The 20712-nt window shown below is 41.6% G+C and carries 20 protein-coding genes; 10 read left to right on the top strand and 10 right to left on the bottom strand.

The features are described 5' to 3' along the window. Positions 1-97: 97 nt before the first annotated feature. Entirely contained in the window at positions 98-520 is a 423-nt protein-coding gene (locus E4635_RS00880; protein WP_135524727.1) for a hypothetical protein, read from the top strand. Between the two features lie 129 nt (positions 521-649). On the opposite strand, the gene E4635_RS00885 is transcribed toward E4635_RS00880, so the two are convergent. Further along, positions 650-2131, bottom strand: a complete 1482-nt coding sequence (locus tag E4635_RS00885) for a hypothetical protein (RefSeq protein ID WP_135524728.1) — start codon at positions 2129-2131, stop codon at positions 650-652. 313 nt (positions 2132-2444) lie between these two features. On the opposite strand from E4635_RS00885, the gene E4635_RS00890 reads away from it, so the two are divergent. From E4635_RS00890 to E4635_RS00900, 3 genes are all read left to right on the top strand, one after another. Next, on the top strand, positions 2445-4058 hold the full coding sequence (locus E4635_RS00890) for a PAS domain-containing sensor histidine kinase (protein WP_246020624.1): 1614 nt from the start codon (positions 2445-2447) through the stop codon (positions 4056-4058). Positions 4059-4107: 49 nt separating this feature from the next. Continuing rightward, entirely contained in the window at positions 4108-4890 is a 783-nt protein-coding gene (locus tag E4635_RS00895; RefSeq protein WP_135524729.1) for an RMD1 family protein, read from the top strand. Positions 4891-5010: 120 nt separating this feature from the next. Further along, complete coding sequence (locus E4635_RS00900; protein WP_135524730.1) at positions 5011-7344, top strand: GAF domain-containing protein; 2334 nt, start codon at positions 5011-5013, stop codon at positions 7342-7344. Between the two features lie 13 nt (positions 7345-7357). Here the strand turns inward: E4635_RS00900 and E4635_RS00905 are convergent, their stop codons facing one another. Further along, entirely contained in the window at positions 7358-8545 is a 1188-nt protein-coding gene (locus E4635_RS00905; RefSeq protein WP_135524731.1) for a Pycsar system effector family protein, read from the bottom strand. Positions 8546-8571: 26 nt separating this feature from the next. Between E4635_RS00905 and E4635_RS00910 the strand changes: the two genes are divergently transcribed. From E4635_RS00910 to E4635_RS00930, 5 genes are all read left to right on the top strand, one after another. Further along, positions 8572-12306: a metallophosphoesterase gene (locus tag E4635_RS00910; RefSeq protein WP_135524732.1), complete on the top strand. Its 3735-nt coding sequence runs from the start codon at positions 8572-8574 to the stop codon at positions 12304-12306. A 19-nt stretch (positions 12307-12325) separates the two neighbouring features. After that, complete coding sequence (locus E4635_RS00915; RefSeq protein WP_135524733.1) at positions 12326-12742, top strand: OsmC family protein; 417 nt, start codon at positions 12326-12328, stop codon at positions 12740-12742. 145 nt (positions 12743-12887) lie between these two features. Continuing rightward, complete coding sequence (locus E4635_RS00920; RefSeq protein ID WP_135524734.1) at positions 12888-13211, top strand: ArsR/SmtB family transcription factor; 324 nt, start codon at positions 12888-12890, stop codon at positions 13209-13211. 86 nt (positions 13212-13297) lie between these two features. Continuing rightward, positions 13298-13762 (top strand): DUF6428 family protein, encoded by a 465-nt coding sequence (locus tag E4635_RS00925; protein WP_135524735.1) that lies wholly within the window; start codon positions 13298-13300, stop codon positions 13760-13762. Positions 13763-13893: 131 nt separating this feature from the next. Next, positions 13894-14313: an arsenate reductase ArsC gene (locus tag E4635_RS00930; protein WP_135524736.1), complete on the top strand. Its 420-nt coding sequence runs from the start codon at positions 13894-13896 to the stop codon at positions 14311-14313. A gap of 191 nt (positions 14314-14504) precedes the next feature. Here E4635_RS00930 and E4635_RS00935 read toward each other — a convergent pair whose 3' ends face one another. From E4635_RS00935 to E4635_RS00955, 5 genes are all read right to left on the bottom strand, one after another. After that, complete coding sequence (locus E4635_RS00935) at positions 14505-15020, bottom strand: hypothetical protein (RefSeq protein WP_135524737.1); 516 nt, start codon at positions 15018-15020, stop codon at positions 14505-14507. After that, positions 14998-15864, bottom strand: a complete 867-nt coding sequence (locus tag E4635_RS00940) for an SdiA-regulated domain-containing protein (protein WP_135524738.1) — start codon at positions 15862-15864, stop codon at positions 14998-15000. Before E4635_RS00940 ends, E4635_RS00935 begins: the two co-directional genes overlap by 23 nt. Positions 15865-15977: 113 nt before the next feature. Further along, positions 15978-16712, bottom strand: coding sequence for an SDR family oxidoreductase (locus tag E4635_RS00945; RefSeq protein ID WP_135524739.1), 735 nt, complete (start codon positions 16710-16712; stop codon positions 15978-15980). Positions 16713-16727: 15 nt separating this feature from the next. Continuing rightward, positions 16728-17900, bottom strand: a complete 1173-nt coding sequence (locus E4635_RS00950; RefSeq protein WP_135524740.1) for an acetyl-CoA C-acyltransferase — start codon at positions 17898-17900, stop codon at positions 16728-16730. Positions 17901-17949: 49 nt separating this feature from the next. Continuing rightward, positions 17950-18534 carry a TetR/AcrR family transcriptional regulator gene (locus tag E4635_RS00955; RefSeq protein WP_135524741.1) on the bottom strand — a complete coding sequence of 195 codons (585 nt, stop codon included), beginning with the start codon at positions 18532-18534 and terminating at the stop codon, positions 17950-17952. 263 nt (positions 18535-18797) lie between these two features. Between E4635_RS00955 and E4635_RS00960 the strand changes: the two genes are divergently transcribed. Continuing rightward, complete coding sequence (locus tag E4635_RS00960; protein ID WP_135524742.1) at positions 18798-19364, top strand: DUF6642 family protein; 567 nt, start codon at positions 18798-18800, stop codon at positions 19362-19364. A gap of 56 nt (positions 19365-19420) precedes the next feature. Here E4635_RS00960 and E4635_RS00965 read toward each other — a convergent pair whose 3' ends face one another. From E4635_RS00965 to E4635_RS00975, 3 genes are read right to left on the bottom strand one after another with little or no spacing between them, the layout of a single operon-like run. Then, a complete protein-coding gene (locus E4635_RS00965; RefSeq protein WP_135524743.1) occupies positions 19421-19807 on the bottom strand; it encodes a DoxX family protein in 387 nt (128 codons plus the stop codon). Between the two features lie 6 nt (positions 19808-19813). After that, entirely contained in the window at positions 19814-20278 is a 465-nt protein-coding gene (locus E4635_RS00970; protein WP_135524744.1) for an SRPBCC family protein, read from the bottom strand. 6 nt (positions 20279-20284) lie between these two features. Next, positions 20285-20605, bottom strand: coding sequence for an ArsR/SmtB family transcription factor (locus E4635_RS00975; RefSeq protein WP_135524745.1), 321 nt, complete (start codon positions 20603-20605; stop codon positions 20285-20287). Positions 20606-20712 lie beyond the last annotated feature (107 nt).

Consider the following 20712-nt stretch of genomic DNA (forward strand, 5'->3'; position numbering starts at 1 on the left):
GTAAAATTTTTCAGGCAGTGACAGCATACTTTTGATACTGACTTACATACGATTGAGTGTGTATCCAAATCTATTATTAACTATTAAAAAAGTAAAAATGAAAAAACTAGTATTAGTACTGCTTCTTGCAGTAAGTTCTGTCAGTATGCTGGCACAGAAACCAAAAGTTGTCACCAGTGATAAGACAGGTTGGCATAAAATAGGAGAGACCACAGTCGATTTTAAAAATGAAAGCGATCAGATCCTGGTGCTTGGCGCAGACCGTTTCGCTTCTGTTAAAATTAAAGTTACCGACGCTCCCATCAATTTAATTTCTTTTGACATCTTTTTTGAAAATGGAGAAAAATACAGTGTAACGGAAGGCCAGGAAATCAAAATCCCGGCCGAAAGTAAAACCGTTGCCCTTGGCGGGGAGAAAAGTATCAAAAGCGTGTCCTTCCGATACCAGACTCTAGGCAATAGTACAGGAAAAAAGGCCCACGTTGAGCTTTGGGGAATGAAAACCAACGCGGATAAATAAATCCGGGATTGCTACAAGAACCGGCAAAGCCAGATAGCAAAAACTAACGACGCCATTACTTATAGGCCGGAAACATAAAAAAAACGAGGGAATCTTTCCCTCGTTTTTAATAATAACCAATCTGTATTCTTATTTGATTGTAACCACTTTCCTGTTTGGCAACGGGATAATGGCTGTGTACACGTGGCTCAAATCACCAGGTTGTAAGCCGCCATTGTCGGAATGGCAATAAAAACAGGAACCGTTTGCGCTGTATTGTGTTCCGTTCTGGATGTATGTTTCCATGCTGCAATTCGCCAGCTGGCTTGTTCCAATAGCAACACCCGGAGTTGTCAGGGTTGGGGAATAACTGGTTCCTAAAGGACCCGCGCCACCATCTGTCCAGGTGGCTCCGATGAAAAGGTATTTTTTCCTCACATCACCATCTTTTAAGTAACCGCGAACGGCATTATTGATGGCTAATATCTCGCTATTGGATGCGGCAGGGCTAGCGTCTTCGGCATTAGGCTGCATATTGTAACCGCTTCCCCAAGGTTTGGTACGTCTTGTATTACTTGGGCTTACCGTATAACCTGGCTTGCTTTTGATGCTGTCTGAAGCAAAATACATATGCGATACATTGGCCGTGTCTTTTACATCGGAGTTCAATAACCATCCGTCATTTCTTTTGTCCGGTGCTACAGTAACGGTTTTGCCTGTATCATCAATGTATTGGTATGCCGCGTTTGGAGCGCAGTTTTCATGCTCGAATGTAGCCCAAACCATTTCAGGATGGCCATCGGTACTTCCCACAATATGCATTCCGATCAGGGCCAGTTTTGCTTTTCGCTCTCCGCTAACCGTCCAGGCTGTAGGTGTTTTGGTATACGTGGGGATAATGGCTTCCACAATAACATAATCTTGCGGGTTTTTCAGGCTTTCTGCCACAACCCAAGATGTTTTCAATTCCATGGCTAAAGTGTTCGGAGCCCTTACAGCACCGCCTCTTTCTTTGGCGTAGGCCACAACACTATCACGCGTGGCAGCAGTTGTTGGGAATGTATTTCCGCTCATTTTCCCGTTCTTTTGGGCAGTCAGGTATTCGGCATACACATCATTGGCCATCGAGATGTAATAAACGATGTTGCCGTTTTTATCCATAAGGACATCATCTGTTGCCTGGGCCTCTTCACTATTGATTGACCGTACCAAATCGATATTGGCCATAGCTCTTAAAAGTTGTCCTTTTTTATGCGGGATCAGTTTTCGGACCCCGTTTTGTTTCGGTGTGATGGTATAAAAAACAGGAGATTCCATTACCGTATTCCCGCCTCCGTAAGTGCCATCGGTATCCGGTGAAGTGATCCACAGGAACATTTGCTCGGACCATTTGTAAAAATCACAATTGTTGTTGTGTACAAAAGTCACACTGTTTTTAGGCAGTACGGCACCATTTTCGGAAACCGACCCTGATTTGAACCAAGTGTTGAACTCTTTTTCTGGTAATTGACAAGTGGAAGAAACGTTTTGGGGCAAGTAGCTTGCTTCCTGTTTCACATCCGATTTGCATGCCCATACAATGCTTAGCAGTACGCCGCAAATAACACCGATTTTCAATACTCGTGTTTTCATAATTGATTTGTTTTTGGTTGTTCGTTCTATAAAGATAATAATATTATTCCTAAAATACTTACAAATATAATGTATTGAAAGCAAAAATAAATGAGTAGAAATACCTGTTTTTTATATGCTTTTTTTAGAATTCTTACTTAAAAAATTTTGATTGTTTTTATATTGGTTTTAGCTAAAAATTCAGAATTTTTTTATAAATTTAACTAAAGTTATTTTCCACTTTTTTTAAAGTAAAATGGTCATTAACAATACACTATAAAGAAGCAGCCATTTAAGTCTTCATTAGTAATCCTAACATTTTATTTTCATTTAGATGAAGACAGAAAGCAAAGACATGATCCAGGATCAGGAAAAAGACAGCGATGCCCGGTCGTTGCTCCTGGAAGGACTCCCGATAGCCGTATTTACTTGTAATTGCGAAGGTTTGCTCACCTATTATAATGCCATTGCCGAAGGATTGTGGGTACATACGCCTGTCATACAAAAAGATCCTTGGTTCGGTTCCTGGAAATTTTATAAAGAAGACGGTTCTTCTATGTCCAGGAATGAATTTACCACAGTCAAAACGCTGAATGACCGAATGGCGGCCGCATCCGGCAAGGTTATCATAGAAAGGGCCGATGGCGTGCTGATTCCCGTATTGCCTTTTTCCAAACCTGTTTTTGACAAGGAATCCGGAAAGATGACCGGTGTGTTAAACCTGCTGGTCCCAGTTGGCGAGAGTACGGAAACAGACCTTAAAATTGCGGATAATGAAATGGAATTCAGTGATTTGTCTGGATTTTTGGATGAAAAAGTAGAAGAAAGGACATTACTGTTGAAGAAAAGCGAAGAGCGTTACCATAAAATGATTGAAGAAGTAGAAGATTATGCTATTTTGCTCCTGGACCGGGATGGTAATATTCTAAATTGGAACAAAGGTGCCGAAAAAATCAAAGGGTATTCGGAAAAGGAAATATTAGGCAACAATTTCAGGCTTTTTTACCTGGAAGAAGACCGTATGAAAAAACTCCCGGAGCAGCTAATCACACAAGCGGCCGAAACGGGAAAAGCCATGCACGAGGGCTGGCGCCGCAAGAAAAACGGGGACAGGTTTTGGGGGCAAATCGTGATAACGGCATTGCACGACCAGGAAAACAATATTATCGGTTTTACAAAAGTTACCCGTGACCTGACCGAAAGGAAACTGGCTGAAGATCAAGCCCGTAAGCTTACCCAGGATATAGAACTAAGGAATACGCAACTCGAGGAATACGCACACATTGCTTCACATGACCTTCAGGAACCGCTCCGGAAAATACTCACTTTTGCAGGATTGCTCAAACGGAATCCGGATGATAAGGAAGCCACTTTGAGAAACATCGAAAAAATCAATTCCTCAGCCGAAAAAATGCTCAAACTCATAAAGGATATCATGCAATATTCGCAGCTTTTATTGACCGATGAGTTGTTTGAGATGAATGACCTGAATACTGTCCTGGAGAATGTCAAGGATGATTATGAATTGCTCATTGAAGAAAAAAAAGCGGAAATCAATTGTTCAGGCCTGCCGGTTGTGAGAGGAATTCCCATCCAGCTGCATCAGTTGTTTTATAATTTGCTTGGCAATTCCCTTAAATTTTCGGGCGAAAACCCGGTAATCACCATTATTTCTGAAAAAGCCGAAAGAGAAGAAATACAACGTTATCCGCAATTAGAGAGCAATACATCGTATGTAAAAATAACTTTTAAGGACAATGGTATCGGTTTTGATCCGTTGTATGCCGATAAAATATTCAAATTATTCGAAAGGCTGCACACCGAAACGCCGGGAACAGGAATCGGCCTGGCGCTCTGTAAAAAAATTATTGAGAACCATAAAGGCCATATACAGGTTAGCAGCGAGCTTGGAGTAGGAACCGTTTTTACCCTATTCCTGCCGGGTTGATTTTAGGAAAGATTAGCCACATTTTCAACATCCGTATAAACCCATCTTTATGGAAATCAGAATTGAAGCCCTCCAAATAGCCGAATCGTTTAACATTAGGAAATTCCGTGCCGAGTTCCGTGTCGAGCCTTTTTCAGGCACTACTTCAGAAGTATTTTATACATTGGAAGACACCAACCGTTTTCTGTATGTTTTTGATTATGGAGTGGTGGTTTTCGGAAATTACGACGCCATCGCCAAAAGCGAATTCATCAATTTTATAAAGAATTATGCGGTGCATCCCGTAGAACTGAATTTATTTGAAGAATACAAGATAGTGACCGATCCTGAAGCACAAAAAGCCCTTGTCAAGGACGATACGGTTACAATACCGCAAATTGATGCTTCGGTCGTACACATCGTAATGCTCAATACGGGCCAGTCGGTCGCGCTGGAATATTACGAAATCCTTACAGACGAACTCATAACGTCTTCCAAGCATTATATCCTCGAATTGGAGCAGTCGGGAAGGCTTAGCATTTCCAAAAAAAACCTTCTTAAATACATAGGAAAAGTATTGAATGTCAAGAACAGCATTGTAGACAATTTGTATATCCTGGACGATCCCAACCTGGTATGGGACAACGAAGAACTTCATTTGCTCAACCGGCGTTTGAAGATGAATTTCGATATCAATCCCCGTTTTAAGGACATTGATTACCGGCTCCAGATCGTAGAAGACAACCTGACGCTTTTTACAGATGTGCTCAATGTAAGGGAGAGTGCCCGCCTGGAATGGATCATTATTATACTGATTATTATGGAAATTGCCATTGCACTTTTTTTTCATTAGCGACGGCTAAAAATATGGCGCTTATTTAGTACCTTTAGTACCGCGTAAAAGTAACGTTTATTCCTTTTTTACGTCTAAAGAAAAAGCACGCAACCATACAATACAAGCTGTAGCAACACCATGAATTTCAATCAGTTTAAGGACAGTCCCTTTATAATCAAAATCTCATTTAACAAAGTACTAGAAGCTTTGGAGAAAATAGCCGCGTCCGATGTAGATTACCGGTCCAATTACGCCAAAGCGCTTATTGAAAAATGTAAGCCTTTCCCCGAATTAAGAGATGGGGTGAGCACTATGGAGCAGATTAATGAGAATGAGGTACTGATTAACCATTTGCTTGCCGATTTGTTTCCTACTGCATTGACAAACAACGAAATAAAAGCTGTCACGGTTCCCTTTTTGAATATTACCTTCAATTATACCGAGCGTTTCAAAAAGATCATGAACGAGGCCGGTAGTGATTTCGATTTTTATATCCGGGATTTTGACCAGCATCAGTTTTATATCATGAGTTGTTCCCTGATACTCAATGCCTATTACAACCAGCATTTTGATTTCAGTAAACCTTTGTTTTATGATATTCCCGATGCTCAAGGAATTATGAAGCATTACAGGATCATGTACAATGCAGATTTCCTGGAAATCATTCCTACGGAAAAAGCGGTAAAACTCACGCAGGAAGATATCGATATGTTAATTGACAATTTCGATAATGTCGAACTCTGGAAAGAGAAATTCCCTATGGAAAGCTGGATTCTAAAGGGTTTCGGTATTGTGCTTCTTTTTGATGCCACTGCCGAAAATGCCGTATCGAACCTAAAAAGCGACTTGTTAAAAGTAAACGGTGACGAAAATAATTTCAACGAATCCATCCAACGTATTTTCCGTTCGATTTTTAAGATTCCGGACCTGAGGATCGGTTTTACTTCTTTCATCCAGGAAGAAATAAAATTCAACCACATGCCCAATAAAAAGCAGGTCAACAGCTTTATCCTTTCCGGGAATTTGGAGATGAAATGCCAGAATGCCGTAAACAGTGTTGTTTTTAAGACATTAATCGAAGAGAAGAAGCGCGTGGCTATTTCCGATGTCAAGAAATTTTCGGAAGCTCCGGAGAATGAAAAATTCGGATGCCATTTGCTGGCACAGGACATCCAAAGCTGTATTTTGGCTCCTATAGTCAAGGATGACAAGATTTTAGGGATTATCGAGTTGGTTTCTTCCATGCCGAAGGAATTGAACAGCCTTAATGCCAATAAATTAGATACGGTCATGCCATTTATAATCGATACCATTGAACGGTATGATTCGGATTTCCAAAATAAGATCGAGGTGGTCATCCAGCATGAATATACGACCATCCATCCAAGCGTGTACTGGAAATTTCAAAAAGAAGCACGGAAATTCATCCTGGAAGAAAATTCCAATCCGGATTATATTTTTAAGGAAATCGTTTTTAAGGACGTCTATCCGTTGTATGGCCAAATCGATATCAAAGAGTCTTCCGATACCCGGAACAAAGCCGCCCAGACCGATATCAAGAACCAGCTGAATTCCCTGATACATATCGTAGAAGCCCTGCATGCCGAATTCAAGCTGGACATTCTGGAACAACGCAAATTTGAGCTGGAAGGTTTTTTCAAGGAAATGTTCTCGAGCCTCAAGGCCGATACCGAGCAGCAAATCCAGCGGTATATCGAAACTGAAATCCACCCGGTACTCAAGAAGCACGATACCAGTGATTCTGTCAAAACCTTAATTGAGGATTATTTTGGCGAGATAGATGAAGTGACTGGTGCTTTTTATCAGGAAAGAAAGAAATTTGATAAAACCCTGACCACCATCAACAAGAAAATGAGTTTATTGCTGGACAGCAAGCAAAAAGAAGCACAGGCTATTTTCCCGCATTATTTTGAAAGGTTCAATACCGATGGTGTAGAGCACAATTTGTACATTGGAAATTCCATCGCGCCACAGGCAAATTTCGACCTGAATTATCTCTACAACATGCGTTTGTGGCAGCTCCAGGTTTTGGCCGAGATGGAAAGGGAACATTATGCACTCAAATCCTCATTGCCGTACCAGTTGGAAGTAACCTCGCTGATCCTGGTCTTCAGTTCCCCGATAACAATCCGCTTCAGGATGGATGAGAAACGCTTCGATGTAGACGGTTCCTATAACGCCCGGTATGAAGTGGTCAAAAAACGGATTGACAAGGCCCTGGAAAAAGGTTCGGCCAAACGCATCACCGAAAAAGGAAAGATCACCATCGTATATTCCCATAACCATGAAAAAAGCGAGTATAAAAAATACATCGAATACCTTCAGTTCCAGAAAGTCCTCGAGCCTACCGTTGAGTACCTTGATGTTGAAGACCTTCAGGGCGTGTCCGGGCTAAAAGCGATCAGGGTTAAAGTGATTTTGGATAAAGATAAAGACGCTAAAAAATCGTAATCCTCCCTGAAAATCAAAGGCCTGAATTCATAAACGCCCAGCTGAAAGCAAATACGGAGCAGATAATCCCGATCATGAAAATCATATAGGTAATCCTTAACAATTTGTATTTCCGGTCAAGGACCAATCCTAAATAATACAAATCCCGGATCATGGAATTGTATAAATAATCCCTGTCTTTCATTAATTCGTTTACGGCCCAAAGGTATTCGTCGATAGGCATTTTATGGAAATTCCCGAAAAACAACAGGTTCACTTTCTTATCCTCGATGTCCTGCCGTGTAAAAGTCCCGCTGGTTACTTTCGGGCGTGTTGACATAATGGCAAAGATTATCGAAACCACGCTAAAGAGTAATAATACAAAGGTAGGAATGATCAAATGGACATTTCCCGGACTGTCTAGTTTTGGGATCAAAGTGGACAAGGCTATCGAAATGATAATGGCATTAACCGAAAGCAGGATGTTGGCCTTGCTGTCGGCAATATCGCTCAAACGGGTATGATTGCTCAGGGTTACCCTAAACATGGTATCGACACCTCTTTCCGGACGTTCCAGCTTTTCCATTTTTTTCTTTTTGATATCCGATTTGCTCAAGGTTTTGTCCTTTGAAAGCTTCTGGATTTCTTTTTGAAGCAGGAAGATGTTTTTGTCTTTGGCTGCCTGCCAGTTTTCTTTGGCAAAATCCGTAAAATAGTGATGGCACAACACCAGCATTTTTTTATTTTCCGAAGCCCATTCCAGGTCCGTGAAGGTTTTGTCTTGCGTTAATTTCCATTCTTCCCGCAATAATTCCCCAATAGCAATGTAGTCAGGACTGGCAAAATGTGAATAATCGGCGTCCTTAATGATTTTTTCTGCAATTGTGGCTGGCGTTTCATGGATTTCGGTTGTCTTAATCAGCGCCGAAACCTTAGCAATATACGCTTCGTCTTTGTTGTTTTTTTCGAGAAAATCGCGGGCAATCAAAACGCTTTGTTCCTCATGTTTGGCAAAACCTTTGATGTAACCCGTGTCATGTAACCATGCGGCAACCAGGATGATTTCGGCTTCTTCGTCTTTTATCCCTTCGTTGAGAACCAGGTTTTTTGCGGCTGTGACGACTTTTTGGGTATGGTTGAAATTATGATAAGTATATGAAATAGAAAGATTATCTTTGAGTAAATTAAAAACAAAATCTTCTGTTTTTTGTAAAATATCCATATGTGTTTTTTTAACTCCTCTAATTTATGAAATTGTTTTGGGTAAATATATTAATAAAACGAAATAGTGCCATACTAAATTGTGTATTCCTGGCCTTGCTTGTACAATCGTGTGCGACAAACAGGGTGCAATTCGGGGCAGCAACCCCGCAGGAACCGGCTGTGGCAGCAACAGATTCCATAAAGAAAACCCATACTTTCTATCTCATTGGCGATGCCGGCAATGCAGATGGGCCCCAGGCGCAAAATACACTCGGGTTACTGGAAAAAAGGCTGGAAAATGCAGGCAAAAACAGCACCCTTGTTTTTTTAGGAGATAACATTTACCCGATGGGAATGCCTTACGGCCAAAACGGTCCGGAACGCGCTGCCGCCGAAACGAAGTTGATGAACCAACTGAAAATCACGGAACATTTTAAAGGCAAAACTATTTTTATCCCCGGGAACCACGACTGGTACCATGGGATCAAAGGGCTCCAGGAGCAGGAAAATTTCGTCAATGATTACCTGACAGAAAAAAAAGCCTTCCTGCCCAGAAAAAGCTGCGGCATTGAAAACATAACCATTAACGATCAATTGAGCCTGATTGTAATTGACAGCCAGTGGTTCCTGGAAGATTGGGATAAACAGCCGGGCATTAATGACGATTGCGATATCAAAACACGAGAAGATTTCTTTTCCGCTTTCGAAACCATCATCAACAAAAACCAAAACAAGACTACCCTTATAGCCATGCACCATCCTTTAGTGAGCAATGGGCCGCACGGCGGGCAGTTTTCATGGCGGAAACAATTGTACCCTTTGAGTTCAAAAATACCATTGCCGGTTATCGGTTCTTTGGTCAACCTGCTAAGGAAAACCTCCGGAATAAGCCCGGAAGACCTTCAAAACAAACAATATACTGCCTTTATAAACAGGATCAAACCCATTATCCAGAACAAAAAAAACATCATTGTCTTTTCCGGGCATGAGCACAACCTTCAGTACATAGAACACGAAGGAATCCGGCAGGTCATAAGCGGATCGGCTTCCAAAAAAGAAGCGGCCAGGGCCATTTATCCTGACAATTTTTCCTATGGAGGCAGCGGTTACGCCCAATTGGAAATAAAAAACAACGGAAGCGCCAATGTCGAGTTTTTCAGTACCGAAAACAACCAGGAAAAATCATTATTCCGGCAAAATGTCCTGGCGGCGGCTACTATTGTTACCGATACTGTTTTTCCTGTAAACAGGAACAAATCGGTAATTGCGACGGTTTATACCGAAAAAATGACCGATAAAAGCAAATTCTATACCTTTTTATGGGGTCAGCATTACCGGAAATACTACAGCACACCGGTTGAAGCCCCAAATGTTTCGCTCGATACGCTGCATGGCGGATTGAAGCCTACCATTGCCGGAGGAGGACATCAATCGCTTTCGTTGCGCCTAATGGACAAAAACGGCAAAGAATATGTTATGAGAGCCCTTAAGAAAAGCCCTTCGCGTTTTCTTCAGGCGGTTGCTTTCAAAGATCAGAATGTTGAAAAGGAATTCAAAAATACCGTAGCCGAGACTTTTGTTTATGATTTTTATACCACGGCCCATCCTTACACGCCTTTTGTTGTTGGCGACCTGGCGGAAAAAGCAGGTATTTACCATTCTAACCCGCAGTTGTTTTATATCCCGAAGCAAAACAGCCTGGGGAAATTCAACGAAGGTTTCGGGGATGAATTGTATATGGTAGAAGAACGCCCTGTTGATAGCCAGAAGGAAGTAACCAGTTTTGGCGATCCTGACAAGATTGTAGGGACTGATGATGTGCTGGCCAATATCAGGAAAGATGAAAAATACCAGATTGATGAGGAAGCTTATATCAGGGCAAGGGTTTTCGATATGCTCATTGGCGATTGGGACAGGCATTCGGACCAATGGCGTTGGGCCGAATATAAAAAGAAGGACAAAATAGTCTACAAACCTATCCCTCGTGACCGTGACCAGGCTTTTACAAAGACCGACGGCAATTTACTCCGCTTACTGATGAATATCCCGGCGTTGCGCCATATGAAGTCATTCAGGAAAGATTTCCCAAGCGCCAAATGGTTCAATGCCGAACCGTATCCGCAGGATTTGGCGTTCATAAAAGCAGCAGATAAGCAAGTATGGATCAGACAGGTACGGGAAGTCACTTCGGCCCTGACCGATACGGATATCGACTATGCATTTTCAAAACTTCCGAAGGAAATACGGGATGATGCCACTTCCAATACGTTAAAAGAAACATTGAAAATCCGTAAAAAAGGACTCGAAAAATTTGCATTGGCGTACCATGATTTCCTGCAGAAAAGGATTTTAGTTGTAGGAACTGATAAAAAAGACAAATTCACCATTACAAGAATGCCGGGCGGGAAAACCCAAATCATCATCAGCAGGATTAAAAAAGAAGGAGAGGAGCAGCAATCTTCCCTCGTATATGACAAACGGGCCACAAACGAAATCTGGGTCTATGGCCTGGATGATGATGATATTTTCGAAGTAAAAGGAAAAGGCTCCAAAGAAATCACCATCCGCCTGGTGGGAGGTCAAAACCGCGATACCTACACTGTTGAAAACCCTAAAAGGATAAAAATATACGATTACAGATCCAAAGAAAATACTTTTACGGCCGGCAATAAAGCTGCAGTCTTTCTTTCAGATGATTACCAAACCAACGAATACAACTACAAAAAGCCAAAATACAATGTCTTTTTCGGATTGCCGTTAGTGGGTTCAAATCCCGATGACGGGCTGAAAATAGGTGCTTCGTTAAGCTACATGAAATATGGTTTCCACAACCATCTGTATTCGCAGAAACACAACCTGAAAGGCAACTATTATTTCGCCACTGACGGTTTCGAATTATTCTATAAAGCCATTTTCCATAAAGCGGTCGGCAATTGGGATTTTGAAATCGATGCCAAGTACACCACGCCTAATTTCAGTATGAATTATTTTGGTTACGGAAATGAAACCCGCAACGACGATGCTTTGCTCGGGATGAATTACAACAGGGTCAGGATCCAGCAGTTCACTTTCAATCCTTCTTTGCGAAGAACAGGAAAGTACGGAAGCGATGTGCAAATCCAGCCGGTTTTTGAAAATATAGAAGTAGAAAAAACCCAGGACCGCTTCGTTAATGAGCCTGGCATAGTAAGTAAAGAAGTTTTTGATTACCAGCAATTTGCGGGAATCAACCTAAAGTATGGGTTTGAGAATTATGACAACGCTTCCAACCCGACAATGGGTATGACCTTTTCGGTTTTGGCCAGCTGGAAAACCAATCTTTCCCAAACCAACAGGAACTTTTCTTACCTGGAAGGCACCTACGGCATCAGCCATAAAATCACCTCAGACGGGAAGTTTATTTTCGGTACGCTCCTAAAAGGGAAAATCCTTTTAAACAATAATTTCGAGTTTTACCAGGGAGCCACTTTAGGAGGCGATTACGATTTGAGAGGTTTCAGGAAAGAAAGGTTTTTAGGAAAAGAATCCTTCTTCCAGAGTTCAGACTTAAGATGGAATATCGGTAAGATCAGGCAGAATATTGTCCCGATGACATACGGGATTTTGGGCGGATATGATTACGGACGTGTTTGGCTCGACACCGAAAAATCAAACAAGTGGCACCAGTCATTTGGAGGAGGAGTCTGGCTCAACGGCTTAAATGTAGTGACGGCCAGGATTACCTATTTTAACAGTTCGGACGGCAACAGGATTGCGTTTGGGCTGGGCTTCGGATTTTAACAACTTAAACTATACGATTATGAAATTTACAAGAAAAGCAAGCGCCAATTGGAAAGGCACCGGAATGGAAGGCAAAGGGACCATTTCTACCGAAAGTACAACCCTAAGCAACGCACAATTATCCTTCAAAACCCGCTTTGAAAACGGAGTAGGGACCAACCCGGAAGAACTTATCGGAGCAGCCCATGCCGGCTGTTTTACCATGCAATTGAGTTTCCTGTTGAGTGAAAAAGGTTTCGTGCCCGAAAATCTTGACACAGAAGCCAAAATCACTTTTGAAGACGGTACCATCACCCAAAGCCACCTGCAGCTTACCGCCAAAGTACCAGGCATTTCAACCGAAGATTTCCAGGAAATAGCCCAAAAAGCCAAAGAAATTTGCCCGGTTTCCAAATTATTGAAAGCAGACGTTTCCTTAACGGCGACATTGTTGTAATAGAATAATTTAAAAAAAATAGTGTAGCAAAAGCCAGTCAAACGATTGGCTTTTTTGGTTGTATCCACCATTCAATTAAAATTTTAAAGGAAAATATATTTTATTTAAAACTTTATCGTAATATTGCAATATTAAGTTAAAGATAATGGGAACAACAAAAACAGATCTTTTTACAGCAAAACAAAACGAAATTGCAATACTGGCCAAAGCCATGGGGCATCCTGCCAGAGTGGCCATTATTGAATATCTTTTAAAAGCGGACAAATGCATCTGTGGCGACATCGTTAATGAGCTTCCACTGGCACAGCCAACTGTTTCGCAGCATTTGAAGGAACTTAAAAACGCAGGGATCATAAAAGGGAATATCGAAGGTAATGCAATCTGTTACTGCATCAATGAAAAGACATTCCATATTTTAAAAGATTATTTTACAAAAACAGCAACAGTTCTCAAACAACAATGCTGCTGATCGCATCAAAAAAGTATAATTAAAATGCTGCCGGCATTTTTTTTAACCATAACCATCGTAATAATACGATATAAACAGACTAAATTATGAAACTATCAGAAGTAAAAAGCATTTTGCCGTCTTTAGAAGATGTGGCTTTTCAGTTGGAAAACGGAACCTTCATCCCGGAGCATTTCCATGTTACCGAAATCGGGACAGTCACAAAACACTTTATTGATTGCGGGGGCACTATCAGGAAGGAACAAGTAGTCAATTTCCAACTTTGGGATGCCAACGATTACCAGCACAGGCTCAAACCGATGAAACTCATGCGGATCATTACACTTTCAGAAGAAAAATTAAGCATTGAAGACAACGAGATTGAAGTCGAATTTCAAGGAGAAACCATCGGAAAATACAATTTGGGCTTCAACGGGAAGAACTTTGTCCTGCAAAACAAAAAGACAGCCTGCCTGGCTTCGGATAACTGTGGCAGTTCCCCAAAAGCAAACATAGGTTCAAACCAGCCCAGCAATGCTTCAAGCTGTGCCCCAAATTCAGGATGCTGTTAGTTATGAAAGAAAGACTCATTAAATTTAAAAAGCCAATCATCATAACGACTTCGGTCATAGTCTTGCAACTGTTTTTCGGTTTTGACCCAAAGTTTTGCATTATCAACATAATTTGGTTATTCGTTTAACATATGGAAACAAAGAAAATCCTGGTTTTATGCACAGGCAATAGTTGCAGGAGCCAAATGGCAGAAGGGTACTTGCGTCATTTTGCAGGAAACAAAGCAAAGGTTTACAGTGCCGGTGTTGAAACCCACGGCGTTAATCCAAAAGCCATTGCTGCGATGAAGCAAGACGGCATTGACATTTCAAGCCACACCTCCAATCACATTGATGAATATTATGGTATTGATTTCGATTTTGTCATAACCGTTTGTGATAATGCGAAGGAAAATTGCCCATTTTTTCCAACCAAAGCTCAAAAGTTCCACCATAACTTCCCGGACCCGGCCAAAGCCACCGGCACAACAGAAAAAATCGCTTCGGAATTTTATGCAGTAAGGAATTTAATCAAGCAGTACTGCCAGGAATTTATCAAGGACAACCTTTAATGGTTTTCCAGTCAAAACCACCTTTTTTTCAGTAGGCATTTAGTAGTTTGCATAGCCTTGTGCAATAGTTAGGCTATGCAAATCTTACCTGCCCCTCATCTTCCAATATTTTTTTCTGTCCCTGCGGGTTTTCTCCCCAATATGTGCACTCACAATAATGACCAGTATTGCCAGTGGGAATTCATACCATTTCAGTTTATTATGTACCTTGTCCAATTGTAAGAGTTTAAATCGTTGTTATCCAGGTAATAGGCGTATTGCGTTCCTTTTGCTCTGGCAATACAAACAATTCGGGGGGTGACAGTCGTATGCCTCATTTTGCCATAGTTCAAACTTATGGTAAAATCCGTAAGCGCACAATCCTCAATTTCAATGATATTTGCCTCACTAAATTTAATGAGGCCTTCTGGGTTATTTCTGACTTTTAGTAAAGCATATGTAGAATCATACTTTTGCACAGCCATGTGTATCGTTTGCACAGCCATGTGTATCGTTTGCACAGCCATGCGTATCGTTTGCACAGCCATGTGTATCGTTTGCATAGCCTTGTGTACCGTTTGCACAGCCACGTGTATCGTTTGCACAGCCACGTGTACCGTTTGCACAGCCTTGTGTATCGTTTGCACAGCTTTGTGTACCGTTTGCACAGCCACGTGTATCGTTTGCACAGCCTTGTGTAGCCTGTTATTCCGGCAGGGCGTACTCATACACTTTCCCGCCCGTTTTTTTTATTTTTTCGTCAGCAATGACAATAGTAGTGTTGTTTTTGAAAGCAATGGCTTCCTTTTGGGAATAATGGTGCAGGTCCAGTTTGGTCGTTTTACCCTTAAAGAATGCATCACCGCTATAATCCTCAAAAAGCCATACTTTACTATGGCTCAGCAGTACAATCCTTTTTCCGTCGGGGCTAATGGCCGCAGCAGTTATAGCGCCATTGTTGTAATTCTCACCCGTTTTGAACGAATCCAGCAATTCGGCTTTATGGTTCCCGGCAGCATTCGGGATCCGGTAGAGCAGGGTGGTCCCGTCAAAATTTTTGCTCCTGTTTTTGGTAAACACATACAAATAGTTTTGATACAGGATAAAACTTTCCGCATCATAAAACAGTTTGCTTTTTTTAGGAGGGAAATCCGTCTGCTCCGGATAATAAAAACCTATTTTTTCGGTGGTCTTTACTTTTTTTGAAGCCATATTTTCCGCCGTGATTTTATAAATGGCCAAATCCTTCCTTTCATTGGCATTATTTCCAAAATCACCTATATATACATTCCCGCTGCCATCCGAAGCAATATCTTCCCAATCCACATTTTTCACTCCTTCAATAGTAATTTCAGAAGAAACTTCCCCGCTCTTGCCCAGTTCGTACACCACATTCTCATTGCCGCTGTCTGCAATGGCATAATAGCTGCCCTGTTTTGGGTTATAGGCAATCCCTGAAATTTCTTTGAGTTTTTTAGGCAAACCAAATAAGGTTACCAAAGCGTTTTGTTCATGCTGCTGGCAGGAGCACAGGCAAATCAAAAGCAATACTGTTTTAGCGGTTCTGGTCATATGCAAAAGGTTTTTGGATAAATATAACGCTCTTCATCTCACAAAATTATTACATTTTAGGGTATGAAAAGCGTTAATTGCCTTACGGATTTAAAATTCCGCAGGAGTTATCGTTATATTTTGGATGTTTCCAAAGAGGTCCTTGCAGTATCAAGATAGCTTTCATAAGCCGCCCGTGTGCCTCCCACAAGGACTTCAAATGTGTCCTGCTCCAGTCCTGTTAGCAATTCAGAAGCCACTACTTCCGGGGCAATCCCGTTTTCGCCACCCACACCTTTGGAAAATTCCGTATTGACCAGCGGCGGCATCACTTCAAATACTTTTACCGAAGTGTCGCTCAAAAACCTTCTCAAGGAAACAGTATACGAATGCAATGCGGCCTTGCTGGCGGCATACGTGGCCAGTTTTTGGCTTGGGACCAGTGCCGCCACAGAACTCACGTTTACAATCCCGGATTCGTTGTTCGCCCTTAATACAGGCAATAGTTTTTCAGTCAGGCGGACTACGGCAAGATAATTGGTGAGCATTTCCTCCTGCGCTTTCTCAAAAGCATTGATGCCTTTTTCAAGCATGTCATACACAAAAACCTTTCCCGCGTTGTTTACCAAAAGGTTCAGGTCCGGGTAGTCGTTTTCTATTTTTTGGGCCAAAGCCGTAACGTCAGCCTCAAGGGTTACGTCACAAACGATATAAGAAGTGTTTTCCAGGGCAGCCGAAGCGGTTTTAAGGCGTTGCTCATCGCGTCCGGTAATAATGACCTTGTTGCTACGTGAGAATTGTTTTGCCATCTCAAACCCAATCCCGGAACCGCCTCCGGTAATCAGGATCGTATTATTGCTTGTTTTCATATGAATTGATTTTAATTATAATTTTTCGATAACTACGGCAGAAGCACCTCCTCCGCCATTGCAAATAGCTGCCACTCCGTATTTTCCGTTTTCCTGCTGCAGTACAGACAACAGCGTGGTAATAATCCTTGATCCCGAAGACCCTATCGGATGGCCCATGGCAACACCGCCACCATACACATTTATTTTATCCGGGTCAAGGCCCAGTATTTTTTGATTGGCCAAAATAACGGCCGAATACGCTTCGTTTATTTCGAAATAATCAATATCGCCCAGGGTAAGGCCGGCCTGCTCCAGCGCTTTTGGTATGGCTATAGATGGGGAAGTGGTAAACCATTCCGGAGCCTGTGCCGCATCTGCGTAGCCTATAATCTTTGCCAAAGGCTTTAATTGGTATTGCGCCACTATGTCATCGGAAACCAAAAGCAAAGCACTGGCCGCATCATTAAGATTGCTTGCGTTGGCTGCAGTTATCGTACCGTTTTCTTCAAAAGCAGGTGGTAATTTCCCTATTTTCTCCGGGATGATTTTGTAAATATCCTCATCGTCAGCCAATAGTGTTGCCCCTGTTTTGGAAGGAATGCTTATAGGGATTATTTCTCCTTTAAATTTGCCGGCTTCTGTGGCTTGTGTTGCTTTTTTATAGGAAGAAAGGGCATAGACATCCTGCTCTTCACGGGTAATGCCGTATTCCCTTACACATATTTCCGCTGCATTGCCCATGTGGAAGTTGTTATAAACATCTGTCAGGCCATCTTTTAAAAGGCCGTCAATTAGAGTGCTGTGCCCTAGTTTATTTCCCTTTCGCTGATAGGTATAATGAGGGGCGTTGCTCATGCTTTCCATCCCGCCGGCAATCACAACCTGGTCAATGCCGAGTTGGATTTGCTGCGCCCCGAGCATTACCGCCTTCATACCGGAAGCACATACTTTGTTTACGGTCGTGGCATCGGTTTTATCCGGAATACCCGCAAAAATAGCCGCCTGGCGTGCCGGAGACTGGCCCAGGTTTGCTGACAGGACATTGCCCATATACACGGCATCTATTGCCGAAGCAGGTATGGAGGTGTTTTGCAGCAGGTTTTCAATTGCTATTTTGCCTAATTCCGTAGCACTTAAATGCGACAGGCTTCCCAAGAAACCTCCTGTTGGTGTTCTTTTTGCTAAAATGATGTTTACGTTTTTCATTGTTTCTTTTTTGGTTTATACCAATCGGTATATTATTGATTAAAAAAAATTACAGGTCGTCTATCAGCTCCATGATACTGTTCATCGAGGTCTTGAGGTAACTGGTAAGACCGGTTAGTTTTACCAGCATTACCGTCCCTTCGATAAGGGTGATAATCAGCAGGGCTTTTTCGGCTGCATTGGTTTCCGGTTTGAATTCATGGGCTTCTTTGCCTTTGTTTATCAATGCTGCCAGGTTTTCATTCCAGGCCAGTATGGCATCCTTTGCATGTTTGCGAAGCTCCGGATGGGTATCATCAGCTTCCGTTGCGGTATTCATAATAGGGCAGCCACCCACAGGAAACTTATCGGTTAAAAAATCCAGGTACAGCTTTGGGATGCATTTCAGTTTGTCCCGGTACGATTCTTTTTGGGCTATTTCGTCTGCAATAAGCTTTCGCACCTTGCTTAAATTGTATTGGAAAGCAGCCACGGCCACTTCATCCTTATTTTTGAAATTGCCATAAACACTTCCTTTGGTGAGCTTTGTCGCTTCCGTAATATCATTGATCGAAGTTCCCGCATAACCTTTCGTGTTGAAAATAGGAGCGGTTTTCTCAATGATAAATTGCCGTGTTCTTTCTGATTTGCTCATGTTACTTTTTGAATGCATAAAATTATACCAATTGGTATATTTATAAAAATATTTGATGTTAAATTTTGTTAAGGTGTTCAAAATGACTATAAAAACGTACTGTTTTATACAAACTCAGCATGCCGGAAGCAGCTTGGAGGAGCAACAGGCGGAAATGTAAGGACAGTTATTTAATTTTTCCGGTTCATTTTAATTATCGGCAGAAAAGAAATAATCCGTACATATATCCATAAATTTGCGTTACCATAATTAAACAACAACCAATGTCTGATCGGGATAAACAGTCTAAACTTTTTTGCCTGGAAGGGGTGCGTGATGTGGAAGCCCATACCGGGAGCCCCATACTTCCTTTTTTAGAATATTTAGCGCTTGAGCAGGGTATTACGAATATTTATAAAACATGCGACGGTATCGAAAGCCTGGAAGAAAGCTTGAATGTATTGCTTTATGAAGACCGTAATTTTAAGCATTATGAGATTTTGTACCTGGTATTTGAAGGAGAGGGAAATACCATCGTTTTGGATAATTACTACTATAGTTTAGAAGAAATTGCGGAATTCTTCGAAGGCAAGCTCAAGGGAAAGATCCTGCATTTTGCCAACACCAAAAGGCTGGATTTGGATGAGGAAGCCGCTCAATATTTCCTGGATGTTACCGGTGCCAAAGCCATTTCCGGCTACGGGAAGAGATTTCCGGTGTTGAGTACGGTACTCGATAACCATTTTTTTGCCTTATGCCAGGAATATGACGATGTGGTGACTATTGTGGAAACCCTTTTCGAGAGCCAGTATGCGCTTTGCAAAGCCATGGATTTCCGGTTGTATTATTAAGCCGGTCAAGCCGAAAAACAAAAGGAACAGCTCATGCCATTCCTTTTTATTTTTGATTATGCTGTTACTGCAGTCTGGATGATTTTCCTGTCTGCCGGCCTGAAATACCATGATAGTATGGTTAGGGCCAATAACAATAAGGAAGGAAACAATTCATTCATAGAATCCGATGCGATATGGGAAAATACCGCGCCGGTCATAGAAAAGAAAAAACCTGCATAAGCCCATTCTTTCAATAAAGGGGATTTTGGGATCAGTATGGCTATGCTTCCTAAAATTTTCCAAACACCCAAAAGGGACAGGAAATACGTTGGGTATCCTAAATGGGTAATAAAATCTACTTTTTCTTTTAGTTGGAATACCTGTACTATTCCTGTGGATACCATTCCTAATGCAAGCCAGAGTGTGGAAATCCAATAAACGATTTTAATTGTCTTTGTCATAATGTGTTATTTTAGTTGGGTTAGGATTTGTTGTATTCTGTTGTGTGCCATGTTGATACCTTGCGCAAAAGGCAATTTGAGGATCTGGTCGCGTACTTCAACCGATTTGTAGAGCACATGCATGGTTAGTTTGCTTGTATTTGCATTGATTTCTTCAAAATCGAGGTATTCGAGCTGCACCGCAAAAGGGGTATTTTCCATTTCAAATGTCCTTGTGATTTTTTTATTTGGGGCAAATTCATGGATTACTCCACTGAAACGGTGCTTGTTTCCTTTAGGGTCAGTTGTTTCAAATTCATAGCCGCCATGTCTTTTATTTTCAAGCTTCAATACTTTGGTGCCCATCCATTGTTCGACAATTTCAGCTTCCACATAGGCCTTGAAAAGCAGTTCGAGTGGCAGGTCAAATTCTCTGGTGATGGTAATTTCCTGTGTGCCTTCTTCGGCATCGATTTTTGTCTTTAGTTCCATAAGGTTTTATTTGTTGATATGTTTTTTCATAATACTTTCCAGTGTATTGAACCGGTCGTCCCACATTTTGCGGAAAGGTTCTATAAAATCAGCTACTTCTTTCATCTTTTTTGCATTGATATGATAATGGATTTCCCTGCCGTGCTGTTCTTGTTTGAGCAGTTCACACTCGGTGAGTATCTGCAGGTGTTTGGAAACTGTCGGCCTGGCAGTGTCAAAGTTTGCTGCTATGGCACCGGCTGTCATCGAATGCGAAGTGACCAATAATAGGATTGCCCTTCTTGTTGGGTCCGCAATGGCTTGGAATACGTCTCGTCTTAAATTCATATGAAGTTATTTGACTACAAATATATATGTAGTTATTTAACTACGCAAATTTTTTCGAAGGAAATTTAAAATTTATTTCGTAATTACATGATAATCATATAACTATG

It is taken from the genome of Flavobacterium humi (assembly GCF_004745595.1).
GTDB classification, from domain to species: domain Bacteria; phylum Bacteroidota; class Bacteroidia; order Flavobacteriales; family Flavobacteriaceae; genus Flavobacterium; species Flavobacterium humi.

What these genes read in the sequence shown, in the direction of transcription:
- E4635_RS00880 (WP_135524727.1), top strand. Translation starts at nt 98, where the DNA reads ATGAAAAAACTAGTATTAGTACTGCTTCTTGCAGTAAGTTCTGTCAGT.
- E4635_RS00930 (WP_135524736.1), top strand. Translation starts at nt 13,894, where the DNA reads ATGGAAACAAAGAAAATCCTGGTTTTATGCACAGGCAATAGTTGCAGG.
- E4635_RS00885 (WP_135524728.1), bottom strand. Translation starts at nt 2,131, where the DNA reads ATGAAAACACGAGTATTGAAAATCGGTGTTATTTGCGGCGTACTGCTA.
- E4635_RS00975 (WP_135524745.1), bottom strand. Translation starts at nt 20,605, where the DNA reads ATGAATTTAAGACGAGACGTATTCCAAGCCATTGCGGACCCAACAAGA.
- E4635_RS00920 (WP_135524734.1), top strand. Translation starts at nt 12,888, where the DNA reads ATGGGAACAACAAAAACAGATCTTTTTACAGCAAAACAAAACGAAATT.
- E4635_RS00910 (WP_135524732.1), top strand. Translation starts at nt 8,572, where the DNA reads ATGAAATTGTTTTGGGTAAATATATTAATAAAACGAAATAGTGCCATA.
- E4635_RS00895 (WP_135524729.1), top strand. Translation starts at nt 4,108, where the DNA reads ATGGAAATCAGAATTGAAGCCCTCCAAATAGCCGAATCGTTTAACATT.
- E4635_RS00960 (WP_135524742.1), top strand. Translation starts at nt 18,798, where the DNA reads ATGTCTGATCGGGATAAACAGTCTAAACTTTTTTGCCTGGAAGGGGTG.
- E4635_RS00925 (WP_135524735.1), top strand. Translation starts at nt 13,298, where the DNA reads ATGAAACTATCAGAAGTAAAAAGCATTTTGCCGTCTTTAGAAGATGTG.
- E4635_RS00945 (WP_135524739.1), bottom strand. Translation starts at nt 16,712, where the DNA reads ATGAAAACAAGCAATAATACGATCCTGATTACCGGAGGCGGTTCCGGG.
- E4635_RS00915 (WP_135524733.1), top strand. Translation starts at nt 12,326, where the DNA reads ATGAAATTTACAAGAAAAGCAAGCGCCAATTGGAAAGGCACCGGAATG.
- E4635_RS00940 (WP_135524738.1), bottom strand. Translation starts at nt 15,864, where the DNA reads ATGACCAGAACCGCTAAAACAGTATTGCTTTTGATTTGCCTGTGCTCC.
- E4635_RS00900 (WP_135524730.1), top strand. Translation starts at nt 5,011, where the DNA reads ATGAATTTCAATCAGTTTAAGGACAGTCCCTTTATAATCAAAATCTCA.
- E4635_RS00935 (WP_135524737.1), bottom strand. Translation starts at nt 15,020, where the DNA reads ATGAGTACGCCCTGCCGGAATAACAGGCTACACAAGGCTGTGCAAACG.
- E4635_RS00965 (WP_135524743.1), bottom strand. Translation starts at nt 19,807, where the DNA reads ATGACAAAGACAATTAAAATCGTTTATTGGATTTCCACACTCTGGCTT.
- E4635_RS00950 (WP_135524740.1), bottom strand. Translation starts at nt 17,900, where the DNA reads ATGAAAAACGTAAACATCATTTTAGCAAAAAGAACACCAACAGGAGGT.
- E4635_RS00970 (WP_135524744.1), bottom strand. Translation starts at nt 20,278, where the DNA reads ATGGAACTAAAGACAAAAATCGATGCCGAAGAAGGCACACAGGAAATT.
- E4635_RS00955 (WP_135524741.1), bottom strand. Translation starts at nt 18,534, where the DNA reads ATGAGCAAATCAGAAAGAACACGGCAATTTATCATTGAGAAAACCGCT.
- E4635_RS00905 (WP_135524731.1), bottom strand. Translation starts at nt 8,545, where the DNA reads ATGGATATTTTACAAAAAACAGAAGATTTTGTTTTTAATTTACTCAAA.
- E4635_RS00890 (WP_246020624.1), top strand. Translation starts at nt 2,445, where the DNA reads ATGAAGACAGAAAGCAAAGACATGATCCAGGATCAGGAAAAAGACAGC.